This is a genomic window from Ignavibacteria bacterium (genome assembly GCA_025612375.1).
Lineage (GTDB): Bacteria > Bacteroidota > Ignavibacteria > Ignavibacteriales > SURF-24 > JAAXKN01.
On the sequence record JAAXKN010000041.1, the window covers coordinates 1 to 12,336 of the forward strand.

9 protein-coding genes are annotated in these 12,336 nt (G+C 43.7%); 4 read left to right on the plus strand and 5 right to left on the minus strand.

Translation table 11 applies throughout. The annotated features are described in order from the left end of the window. The first annotated feature begins 158 nt into the window (after positions 1–158). Positions 159–1,568, plus strand: a complete 1,410-nt coding sequence (locus HF312_17955) for an IS4 family transposase (protein MCU7522105.1) — start codon at positions 159–161, stop codon at positions 1,566–1,568. 117 nt (positions 1,569–1,685) lie between these two features. Here the strand turns inward: HF312_17955 and HF312_17960 are convergent, their stop codons facing one another. The 4 genes from HF312_17960 to HF312_17975 all read right to left on the minus strand — a co-directional run bounded on the left by HF312_17960 (position 1,686) and on the right by HF312_17975 (position 6,864). Next, positions 1,686–2,093, minus strand: coding sequence for a biopolymer transporter ExbD (locus HF312_17960; GenBank protein ID MCU7522106.1), 408 nt, complete (start codon positions 2,091–2,093; stop codon positions 1,686–1,688). Next, positions 2,071–2,754, minus strand: a complete 684-nt coding sequence (locus HF312_17965) for a MotA/TolQ/ExbB proton channel family protein (GenBank protein ID MCU7522107.1) — start codon at positions 2,752–2,754, stop codon at positions 2,071–2,073. The genes HF312_17960 and HF312_17965 overlap by 23 nt, the downstream gene beginning before the upstream one ends. A gap of 349 nt (positions 2,755–3,103) precedes the next feature. Further along, positions 3,104–4,276 carry a tetratricopeptide repeat protein gene (locus HF312_17970; protein MCU7522108.1) on the minus strand — a complete coding sequence of 391 codons (1,173 nt, stop codon included), beginning with the start codon at positions 4,274–4,276 and terminating at the stop codon, positions 3,104–3,106. A 584-nt stretch (positions 4,277–4,860) separates the two neighbouring features. Next, on the minus strand, positions 4,861–6,864 hold the full coding sequence (locus HF312_17975; GenBank protein MCU7522109.1) for a M13 family metallopeptidase: 2,004 nt from the start codon (positions 6,862–6,864) through the stop codon (positions 4,861–4,863). A 265-nt stretch (positions 6,865–7,129) separates the two neighbouring features. Between HF312_17975 and HF312_17980 the strand changes: the two genes are divergently transcribed. Further along, the gene (locus tag HF312_17980) at positions 7,130–7,753 is read left to right on the plus strand and encodes an outer membrane beta-barrel protein (protein MCU7522110.1); all 624 of its coding nucleotides are present in this window, start codon (positions 7,130–7,132) and stop codon (positions 7,751–7,753) included. 2 nt (positions 7,754–7,755) lie between these two features. Here HF312_17980 and HF312_17985 read toward each other — a convergent pair whose 3' ends face one another. Continuing rightward, positions 7,756–8,646 (minus strand): HDOD domain-containing protein, encoded by an 891-nt coding sequence (locus HF312_17985; GenBank protein MCU7522111.1) that lies wholly within the window; start codon positions 8,644–8,646, stop codon positions 7,756–7,758. A 252-nt stretch (positions 8,647–8,898) separates the two neighbouring features. On the opposite strand from HF312_17985, the gene HF312_17990 reads away from it, so the two are divergent. Beyond that, positions 8,899–10,245, plus strand: coding sequence for an insulinase family protein (locus tag HF312_17990; protein ID MCU7522112.1), 1,347 nt, complete (start codon positions 8,899–8,901; stop codon positions 10,243–10,245). A 1-nt stretch (position 10,246) separates the two neighbouring features. Further along, the gene (locus tag HF312_17995; protein MCU7522113.1) at positions 10,247–12,322 is read left to right on the plus strand and encodes an insulinase family protein; all 2,076 of its coding nucleotides are present in this window, start codon (positions 10,247–10,249) and stop codon (positions 12,320–12,322) included. Positions 12,323–12,336 lie beyond the last annotated feature (14 nt).

Consider the following 12,336-nt stretch of genomic DNA (forward strand, 5'->3'; position numbering starts at 1 on the left):
GGCTATTCAGGTCGGGGGCTATTCAGGTCGGGGGCTATTCAGGTCGGGGGCTATTCAGGTCGGGGGCTATTCAGGTCCTACGGTGACCCTAGTTTTTGTAGATGAAATAGTGCCCTGAAATCATATATTGAAATAAAGGTATGATAAGGGGGCTTGACATGGAACATCAGTATTACAGGGACAGGCGTATAGGTGAGCATTTTGATCTATTGCTGGATAGAATAAAGGAAAATGAAAGCATCAGCATCAGGAAGATCAGTAAAAGTAGGAGTGAGCAGAGGCAGTTCTACAGGCTTTTGGCAAGCCCTAAGTTTACAGAAGATAAAATAGTAAGGCAGTTCTCGGATGAATGCAAAGAAAGAGTAACTGAGGGCAGCCATATACTGGCCATTCATGATACGTCGGTAATGTGCTACCGGCAGTATTCAGGAAGAATAAAAGCTCAGACGGGCTTAGGACCCACAGGAAACATGAGCATAGGGTTTTACCTGCACCCCGTCCTTGCCATAAGAGCAGAAGATGAAAACCTTCTTGGGTTTTCTTACATATACAGGTGGATAAAGACAGGTACGGATGATGAAAGAAAGACGAAGAGGAAGAAAAGAGCCCAGAGGGACATAGAGGATAAAGAGACATACAAGTGGATCCTCTCGGCAGAAAGAAGCAAGAGTGTGTTCTCCAGGGCCTCCATGGTGACATTTATAGCAGACCGTGAGAGTGAGTTTTATGAATACTGGGCCACTGTGCCGGATGAAAAGACTCACGTAATAAGTCGTTCAAATCATGACAGGTGGATAGAAGAATCCGACGAAGGACTCTTTGGCTATCTCTCCGGGCAAAGCCTTAGTGGTGAATATACTATTACCGTTAATGACCTGATATATCATCAGGAGGTTAAAAGGCAGGCAAGAATAGAGCTGAGATTTGCAGAGGTAACCATAATAAGGCCCAACATTGCAGCTTTATACAGAAGAGGCTATCCGGACAAAATAAAGCTCCGGGCAATAGAGGCAAGGGAGACTGATGACTCAGTGCCTGAGGCAGGCCACAGGGTCCTCTGGAGGATTATGACAACACACAGTATTGAAGATTTCTCTAAGGCCATGCAGATAGTAGAATGGTATACGAAAAGATGGTACATTGAACAGTTATTCCGCACATTAAAGAAAAAGGGGTTCGACTGTGAGGACAGCCTGCTCGGGACAGGAGAAGCTTTGAGGAAACTTGCACTCTCGGCACTCGATTCGGCAATGAAGGTAATGCTTCTCATCCTGGCCCGAGGTGGCAAGAGTCAGCAGAAGGCAGAGAATACATTCGATAAAGATGAACTTGATTGTCTTGAAGTCCTGAACAAAGAATATGAAGGACATATAGAAAGCCAGAAGAATCCCTACATAAAGCGCACAATCCCATGGGTCTCCTGGATCATAGGAAGAATGGGAGGCTGGAAGGGTACAAAATCAGAAAGACCGGCTGGCCCTATTACCATGTATACCGGTCTTGATAAGTTTAATAAAATTATGATCGGATGGAGATTAAAAAATCTCCAGAAACTGGGGTCACCGTAGGGCTATTCAGGTCGGGGCTAGTCAGGCCGGGGCTAGTCAGGCAGTGGCAATTCAGGGATAAAAAAAAATGCCGCCTGTAAATAATTACGGGCGGCATTTTTATTTTTTAGGATAATTTTATTCTTCTTTTTTAGATGTGGCTATAAGGAACTTGGTTGCTCCCGCCCTTTTCAAGACGTCCATTACCTGAACGAAATATCCGTGGAGTGAATTTTTATCGGCCTTAATTACAACCTCTTTATTGCTCATATTGAGAAATGAGGTTTCGGCCGCAATCTTAAGCTCTCCCAAGGAGACCATCTTGTTGTTGAAGTAGATCTCGTTCCTGTCGTTTAAGTAAACCTCCATGCTTTTTTCGCCCGTGGATTCACTTGTTACGGCATCAGGAAGCTTCACCTTTAAGGCGCCTGTTACAAGGAAGGGGCTCGTGATCATAAATATGAGCAGGAGTACCAGAACGACGTCTGTAAAAGGAGTTATATTAATTTCATTAAATTCTTTTTCATCTATCTTGTAGCGACGCATTCTTCACTTCCCTTTCATTTTTCCTGAGAGCATAAACCAGGTCGTGTACTGCTTCTTCAAAAGTAGGCATGCTGGATTTAATTTTTCTCATGAAGTAGTTATAGAACATGACTGCAGGTACAGCAACCAATAGACCTGCCGCTGTTGATACAAGTGCTTCTGCAATACCTGCCATAACGTTCAGGTATCCTGAAGCTTCATTTAATGCCAGAGCCTCAAATGACCTGATGATACCGATTACGGTACCGAACAGACCGATAAAAGGAGAAATACTGCCGAGCGTTGCGAGTATGCCCAGGCCTTTTTCAGCCTTAATTATTTCCTTATCCAGTTTGGCAAAAGAGCGTTCAAGCAGGATTTCTTCGGGCATAGAGGTATGTTCAAGAATGTACTTATATACCGGAGCCAGAGGGGTTTTAATGTTAAAGAACAGCCAGTTCCAGCTGTAAGCCTTGCAGTAGAACAGGGCTTCCTTTTTGTCGCCCGCCTGAAGGCTTGCGTTGATCTTGGCCTTAAAGTCTTCAATAACCTTATCTGTAATTCCCTTTAAGAGGACGGCCTTTTCAATTACGACTTTCAATGATAAAACAGAGCAGAGCACTAATACTAATACAGTATAACCACCCTTTGATAAGAGATCCAGCAATGAATTATAAAGCATTTTGCATCCTTTTTAATTAAACAATAATCAATCTGTAGGGGAATCAATTCTGAAGGAGCAGATCAGCCAGGGTATCCCGTATGAATGCGGTAACAATACTCTGGATAACCAGCTGCCCATAGAAATTAAAACATGCACAGAACTAAAATAAGCATCAGCACAAATATAATAAAATAACTTAATTATTCTGCCCCTTTTAACGAGGCAATTTGGGGAATATTAAGGGCATAATTTCGGTATTATACCGGAAGAAGGAGATATTGTTCCATTTTGGAGGGAAATATGGGGTAACAAAAAACCCTCATTTTCAGAGGGTTCTTTGTTAATGTTCAGTAGAAAGCCTTATATTTTACTTTTTAGCCGGGGCCTGACCTTTTTCAGCGTTAATACGGGTAATATAAGACTGGCTGGCCTTTTTGTATGTTGCGTCCTGTGAGGCAGCCTTAAAGCTGTCAAGAGCCTTTGCCTTTTCGCCCTTTTCGTAGTTAACAACGCCTGTATAGAAAGATATTGCTCCGGCGGTAACAGTCTTTTTATTCTTGTCGGCATTCTGAAGAGCTGTCAGTGCATCATTGTACTGTTTCCTATCGATATATGCTTTTGCAAGGCCGAGGTAAGCCTGATCGGAATTTGTGGCATCGGCAGCTTTTTTGAATGTTTCAATTGCCTTGTCGTACTTCCTGTCTTTTATATACTGGTTGCCGAGTACGAGGTAAGTTCTTGTAATACCTTCCTGAATACCGGTTTTAAGATTTTCGTTGTTAGTAACAGTAAGAGCCTTTTCATAATTCTTAAGGGCGCCTTCATAATCCTTTTTTGATGTCATGATTCCGCCGAGTGCAATGTAGGCCGGGGCTAATGAATCGTTTACAGCCAATGCCTGGTTGAAGGCTTTAATTGCATCGTCGTTTTTATCCTGTCTCGACAGGGCTATACCCTTCTGATAGTAGCTTTTGTAGTCTTTAGGATCGATTGCGAGAGCCTGGTCGTAGCTTTTAACAGCTTCATCGAACTTATTTGCCTTCTGGAGTTCATTTCCCTTGTTATAGAATTCAATTGCCTGGTTCTGCTGCGCAAAGGCAATTCCAGATTCGGCATCGGACTTCATTTTTGGGGTGCTGGTCGTGGCGGCAACTTTTTTGTAGTAATAAATTGCCTCGTCGTAGTTCTTAAGGGCCAGGTCCGCATTTGCCAGGGCATAAAGTGACTGTTCGTATGTACTGTCAATAGCGATACTGGAAAGGAAATTAGTTCTGGCATCCTGGAGGTTACCGGATTTCAATAAAGCCTGACCTTTCAGGAAGTATGTACGATAGTCCTTGGCAACCTGAAGGCTGGAGTCCAGGCTGGTAATTGCCTCCGGGTAATTGCCGGCTTTCATATTCTCAACCGCTTTGTTGTAGTACTTTGCCGCCTGAGGATCCATGCTCTGCTGTCCTGCTTTTGTTGTATCCTGCTGTGCATAGGCGGAAATTGAGAAAATGAATAGGATATTTAAAACGAATAGAACTTTCTTCATCATAGCCTTCTCTTTTTTATTGGTTAATGGTTAATTAATGCGGAAAGCAGATAAACCCTCACGCTAATTATTAGTGATTAAAAAAAGTACAAAATCAAAAAAAAGCATTTGGTATCAGCAAGATAAATTCCGGAAACAGAAAAATCAATAATAAATTGAATCTTCAAAAATGAGCCGGCTGAAGTCCTGGAAAAGATATATTTCAGCCTTAAAAAGAGTTCTTGCGGAGAGGACACTTACCCGATTATAAACCGTACTCAGTTTCCTGCAGCTGTGTCTTTACATGGCGGCAATTACTAACCCCGGGCAGCAATAAAAGTGCTGCATAAACATCTTTTCTACATGTGGGGCATCCCTCCGGAAAAATGAAACTAAAACTACCCCGAAAAGCGATTTGGAAAAATAATTCTTGCTTACAAAACCAAAATAACATTTTACAGGAGCGAAATCAATAGTTTCAGCCCAGTTTACTTAGCATAAAAGCAGCAAGGGAACAGGTAATAATCTATTATTTAACATAATCCATACTTATAAAAGGCAAAAAAAAAGCGGCCTTTAGGCCGCTTTTAGAAAAACAATAGTTAAGCTTACCAGATTTTCACCCTTACATTTTCAGGCCTGTACATCGGATCGCCCGGTTTAACCTTAAATGCTTCCAGGAATTCAGGGATGTTGCTTAAAGGTCCGATAACCCTGTACTGCCCCGGTGAGTGGGGATCTGTTTTAATGCGGTTCATTAAAGACTCCCTGCGTATTGAATTTTTCCAGACCTGTGCATAGGAAAGGAAGAAGCGCTGGGTGGGTGTAAAGCCGCCAATTGACTTACCGATCTTAAATTCACTGGTTTTCTTGAAAGCAGTAAAGGCCACATTAAGTCCGCCAAGGTCCGCAATATTTTCGCCCTGCGTGAGGGCGCCGTTAATGTGCATGGAATCTACAGGGAAATAGCTATTGAATTGGTCTACGATAAGCTTTGCCCTGTCGTTAAATTTAGTCCCGTCTTCTTTTGTCCACCATTCCTTAATATTGCCCTGGGCGTCAAACTGGCGACCTTCGTCATCAAAGCCGTGAGTTACTTCGTGTCCTATTACAACACCCATAGCGCCGTAGTTTACAGCGTCATCGGCATTGACGTCGTAGAACGGGGGCTGGAGGATTGCAGCCGGAAATACGATCTCATTCATAAGAGGGTTATAGTAGGCGTTGACGGTCTGAGGCGTCATTTCCCACTCGGTTCTATCGACCGGTTTACCGATCTTTGCAAGCTGCCTTTGCAGTTCAAATTGTGAGGCGCGGATGACATTTTTAAGGTAAGAATCCCTCTTTATTTCGAGATTTGAATAATCCTTCCATTTATCAGGGTATCCGATCTTAACGCTGAATGCGGCAAGTTTTTTCAATGCCTGCTCTTTTGTCTCACTGCTCATCCAGTCCACATTCTTAATTCTTTCGCCCATGGCATCCAGGAGTGTGCGGACGATCTTTGTTGCGCGCTCTTTTGCCTTTGGTGAGAAGGTTTCCTTAACATAAAGCTGTCCTAAAGCCTCGCCAAAATAGCCGTCAATTGCCAGCATTACTCTTTTCCACCTTGGCTGCATAGCCTTCAGGCCGTTTAAGAATTTGCCGTCAAAGTCGAAGCTTTCTTCAACAAAACTGTTATTGAGGTATCCTGCGGCATGGCTTATAAGGTGCCATTTGAGGTAAGTTTTCCAGTCGTTTACAGAATGTTCCTTTACAATCCGGCTAAGGCCTTTGAAGAATTCAGGCTGCGCCACGTTCATGTCTTCAGGCTTATTCCAGCCCAGTGTCTTAAAATAAAGGCTCCAGTTAATTTCGGGGGACATATCGATGAGTCCTGTAACTGAAACTTTATTGTATGTTTTATTCGGGTCTCTCATTTCGACCCTGTCCATTGAAACCCTGGCAAGCTCAGTTTCAATATTCATTACAGCTTCGGCTGCCTTTTTGGCATCTTCCTGGCTGTAGCCTAAAAGGGAGAACATCTTCTGAATATGTTCCGGGTATTTAGCCCTTATTTCCTTAGAGCGGCTGTCGTCCTTGAGGTAATAGTCGCGGTCGGGGAGCCCCAGTCCCGACTGTCCCAGCTGTGCGATAACCATGCTGCTGTTCTTGGCGTCAGCGCCGGCATAGAAATCGAACAGGGCAGAAACGCCGTAGGAGTGGAGTTTTGCAATTTCCTCATTGAGGCCTTTGAGGTCACTTACGGCATCAATTTCCCTCAGGTAAGGCTGAAGGGCTTCAGTTCCCTCTTTTTCAATTTTTACGGTATCCATACCTGCGCTGTAGAAGTCCCCTATTTTCTGTTTCAGGGATCCCTGAGGAGCCTTTTTATCGGCCGCAGAGGATTCGAGGATTTTTTTCAAAATCTTAAAGTTACTTTCGGCCAGCACTTCAAAGCTGCCCCAGCGGCCGTAGGCATCGGGTATGGGGTTATTTTTTATCCATTCACCCACTGCATACTGGTAAAAATCCACTGCCGGGCTGGTCTTTTTATCTATTGTTGAAAGATCCAGGCCCTTCGAGCTGGAAGGTTTACTGCCGCTTTCCGCGTGTACGTTTGGTGCACTCATTATCAGTCCTAAAATTAAAAGAGTACCAAGATTCAGTATTTTTGTTAAATTCCGCACCCTTATTGTCTCCTTATGGTTATTAATAGTTCCGGGCAAATATTCTTAGCGGAACAAATTTAATCAATTAGTATTAAAAGATATACGATCATGTATCCTAAAGACTACAACCGGGGGCAAATAGTTCCCGAAAAGCCCCAAAATCCGCAAAAATTTTCTGGCATAATCCTTGGCTTTTCTTCTTCCTGTAAACCAAAGGAGCAGTTCGATGCGATATAAGATCTTGTTTTTTTTATTATTTCTGCCTGTACTATCGTTTGCACAGCTGAAGAGCTTCTCATTTAAGCTGGGTGTATATACGCCCTATGACCTGAAGACAGGCGTGATGTACGGCATGGATTACGGAATCATTGTCAACGAGCATGTAACGTTCCTCTTAGGGGCCGATTTATATTATAAAGACATTACAAATGAGAGTTACTTATCAACCAGTGAGAAGCTGGGTGTAAAGATCGGCTCGGGCCAGAGGATGAACGAGTGGACGGCGTGGCATCTTCCTCTTACAGGTAAAGTAAGGGTTGAATTTCCCCTTCAGGACAGCAAGTTGTTTCCGTATGTTGTTGCAGGTTTAGGTTACGGAGTAACGCATATTTCATACGGTATGTACAGCAGCTATTCGGAAAAGCCTGATGAAAGCACGCTTACATATTACGGAGGCGTCTGGCAGCTAGGAGGCGGAATAATGTATAATCTGAATAAGAATGCGGACCTCATATTCGAAATAATGCAGAATTCGGCAAATTTTGAAAAAGATGAAGGCTACAACTACTTTTCAACGCTGAACTCCTCGGGAGTAGTTTTCCGTGCAGGAATTCATTTTGTGTTTTTCTAGAGCTACATTCTTATTGTAAAGACGGTTTCAACGAAGAGGTCCTTGTACTCCAGAATGAATTTCTCAAGGTTTTCCATTGATCCCAGCTGAAGAGTGTCAATTATGGCCGGGTCAAGCTCCATATCCTTATCCCAGTAAACGTTTGCGATCTGGAGCTTTTGTGTCATATAGTCAGCCAGGTGCACAACGGATGCAAGGACGCTTCTTGAGCCTATTTCGCCGGGAGAATGGTGGTGATTAAGTGTTTCGCACAGGACAACGGGCAGGTTCCACTTTTCAGCCAGGAATTTTCCCATATCCTGGTGTGTCAGGCCGAGCGTATCGAGCTCTGCTGTGTGAAATGACTCCCCTTCAGTAGAAACCCTTCGGAATATCTCTTCAAACTGAGCGTGCATGTACTTGTGCATAAGCTGTATTCCAAGCTCATGCAGCATTCCGGCAACAAAGGCGTCGCTTCCAAGATCCATATGCCCGAGGTTCTGTGAAATTCCCTTGGCGGCAGAACCTACCACCATAGAATGGAGCCAGAACTCCTCGTGGTTAAAACACTTGTCTGTGGAGGATCTAATGGATTCAGCCAGTGAAAGAGCTGAGACGATATCCTGAATTTCCTTATAACCGAGCACAATAATTGCGAATTCCAGTGAGGTAACTTTTCTCTGAAGCCCGTAGAGTGGAGAATTTGCCACTGAGAGTATCTTGGCTGTCAGCCCCTGGTCCTTACCTATAAGCCTTGCCAGGCCGCTGGTTGTTGGCGCAGGCGACTGCAGGAACTTTGTAACTTCAAACATCATTTTAGGAATGAGCGGCAGGTTTTTAATATTGCCCAGGAGCTTTTCAGTCTGAATTCTTTTGGATGCCCTGTCAGCGGTTTGAAAATTTATATTATCCATTTCACCAGCTTCAAATTAAAGTAAAAGACAAATTACAATTGCACAAATATAAAGAACTCCTTTTATTTCAAAAACAGTTTTCATAAAAAACTGCTTCCAGGAGACATTTGTAAAATTCCGGGAACTATGCAGTATTATCGTATTTAAAATCCAAAATTATAGATGTGGATAATATTTCGGAAGTTATGTAGTATATTAAATTAAGTCAGTTTTAAGCTTTTTGTTTTTCATTAACAGAATAAAAGAGGGAATATGATAAAGAGGCTGGTCATAATTGCGGTGCTTTTTATCTCCTGTTCGGCATTTTTACAGGCACAGGAAGTAAAAATAGATTTTACGGAGTATGACCTTGATAACGGCCTGCACGTAATACTGCACCAGGATAACACGACACCGATAGTTGCAATAACCGTCACATATCACGTCGGTTCAAAAAATGAGAAGCCCGACCGCACGGGCTTTGCGCATTTTTTTGAGCATCTGATGTTTGAGGGCTCAGATAACATAAAGCGGGGCGAATACTTCCAGTACATTCAGAACGCCGGCGGGGACGCAAACGCATACACGTCATTTGACCAGACGGTTTATCACGAGGTGCTCCCTTCAAACCAGATTGAGCTGGGCCTGTGGCTGGAATCGGAACGGATGCTGCACCTTAAGATTGACAGCACGGGAGTTGAAACGCAAAGAGGCGTTGTTAAGGAGGAAAGAAAAGAGCGCCTTGAAAACCGTCCCTACGGATCCATTATGGAACAGACATTTGCCCATGCATATAAGGTTCACCCTTACAAATGGGTGCCAATAGGATCGGTTCAGTATATCGATCAGGCGACTCTGGCCGAATTCAGGGATTTTTATAAAACGTTCTATGTGCCGAACAATGCAGTCTTGTCTATTGCAGGGGACTTCAGCATTGATAAAATGAAAGACCTGGTAAAGAAATATTTTGCAGAGATACCAAAAGGGACAAAACCCATTTACCGCCCCAGTGCAGTGGAACCGGAGCAGAAAAAAGAGGCGGCTGATACGGTTTATGACAACATACAGCTCCCGGCAGTTGTGAAGGCCTTCCACATTCCGGCACAGGGAACAGACGACTACTATGCAATAGACATGCTTACAACGCTCCTTTCCTCGGGACAGAGTTCACGTTTCTATAAAGAGCTTGTGGACAAAGAGCAGAAGGCGCTTTATACCGGCTCATTCCCCTTTTCACTTGAGGACCCGGGATTGTTCTTAGTTTATTCCATTTCAAATATGAATGTAAACGTTAAGGACCTGGACAGCTCGATTGACAGGGAAATAACGAAGGTCCAGAATGAGCTGATAAGTGAGCATGAGTTCCAGAAGCTTAGGAATCAGGTTGAAGACGATTTTGTAAAGAGTAAGAACACGGACCTTGGAATTGCAACGAGCCTTGCAGACTATTACCTGTTCTACAAAGGGAACACAGACCTCATAAATACAGAACTCGAGCGCTATATGAAAGTAACACGTGAAGACATAAAAAGAGTGGCAGATAAGTACCTGACGAAAAACAATGAGACGCTGCTTTATTACCTGCCGAAGCCGTTAGAATCAAATGGGGAGGGAAAATAAAATGAAAAAAGCATCAGTTGTATTCCTTTTACTTTTCTTAACATCGTCTCCCCTTTTTCCGCAGCTTGACAGGCGCACATCGCCCCCTCCGGGACCCGCGCCTGAGATAAAGCTTTCGGATTATGAGAGCTTTGAGCTTAAAAACGGGCTTAAGGTTTTTGTCGTGGAAAACCACAAGCTTCCCGTTGTATCCTTCTCTCTTGTAGTTGACCGCGATCCTATACTTGAAGGCGACAGCGCAGGATACGTTGCCATGGCAGGGGACCTATTAAGAACAGGGACGAAAACAAAGACTAAAGACGAGATAGACGAGGCGATAGATTTCATCGGGGCCTCACTTTCAACTTCGTCCACCGGTGTTTCAGCCTCAACGCTTACAAGCCACATGAACCAGCTCCTGGATATTATGTCGGACATAGTTATAAATCCCTTGTTTAAGCAGGAGGAGCTGGATAAAATAAAAAAACAGGCGCTTTCCGAACTTGCCTCATCAAAGGATGAGCCGGAGACAATTGCAGGGCGCATTGAACAGAAGCTCTATTACGGGAAAGATCACCCTTATTCAGAATTTGAGACTGAAGAATCCGTAGGAAAAGTAACGCTTCAGATGTGCAGGAATTATTATAATTCTTTCTTTAAGCCTAACATAGCCTATCTTGCAGTTGTGGGTGATGTGACAAAAAAAGAAATTGAGCCCGTTATAGAAAAATACTTCGGCCAGTGGCAGAAAGGTGAAGTAAAACATTTTACCTATCCGGTGCCGAAAGCTCCTTCAAATAACGTTGTTGCAGTTTCAGACCGCCCGAACTCCGTGCAGTCAACAATAAGAATAGGATACCCAATCGATCTGAAAGTAGGCGGCCCCGATGCCATAAAGGCGGGGCTGGCAAATACAATTTTAGGCGGAGGTGAGTTCAGGCTTTTTAAGAACCTGAGGGAGGCTCATGCATATACTTACGGCGCCTATTCCAGGCTCTCAAGTGACAAGCTGGCCGGAAATTTCACGGCCTATACCGAAGTAAAAAGCGCCGTAACAGACAGCGCCGTTTACGAAATACTAAATGAAATGAGAAAAATGAGGCAGGAAAAGCCCGATGAAAAAGAGCTTCAGACAGCAAAGAACTATTTAAGCGGTAATTTTGCAATTGCGCTTGAAAAGCCCTCAACTATTGCCAGCTTTGCAATTAATATTGCAAAATACAACCTCCCCAGGGATTACTATAAAAACTATCTCAAGAATGTGCAGGCGGTCTCAGCACAGGATGTATTCGATATGTCGAATAAGTACATACACCCTGAAAATGCATATATCATTGCAGTGGGTAACGCCCAGGAGATTGCAGGCAAGCTGAAAAGGTTCAGCCCTTCGGGTAAGGTTACTTCATACGACGTTTACGCACAGGAGCTGGATACAACGGCTAAAAAGCTTCCTGAAGGAGTTTCTGCCCGCACGGTGCTGGATAACTACATAGCACAGATAGGGGGAAAAGATAATCTCCTTAAGGTACAGGACAGAACGACTGAAATGACCGGCAAAGTCCAGGGCGTTGAAGTCAACATTACAATTTACCAGAAGCAGCCCGATAAGCTCCTTCAGGAGATAAAGGCCGGCAGCATGACGCAGTCAATTATTTTTGATGGGAAAAAAGGTTTTAGCGTAACTCCTGCCGGGAAAAAAGAGATCACGGGACAAAACCTGGACGACTTAAGGCAGGAAGCAACGCTTAACCTTCTATTAAATCCCGGGAAATACGGCATTACTTCAAAGCTCTCAGGAATTGAAAAAGTTGAGGGGAAAGACGCCTACAGGATTGAGCTCCAGGCAGGCACGGGGAAAAAGTGGACCGAATATTATGACGTCACCTCAGGACTTAAGCTAAGGCAGATAAAACCAATTCAGGCACCCATGGGACAGGCGACGCAGACCGTAGATTTCAGCGACTACAGGGACGTTGAAGGGGTAAAGTACCCATTCCGCCTTAAGCAGACCCTGGGAAGCCAGCAGATGGAAATGCAGGTAACTTCATTAAAAGTAAATAATAACTTAAAAGATAGTATATTTGAAGTGCAGAAATAAAATTTTTCAAAAAT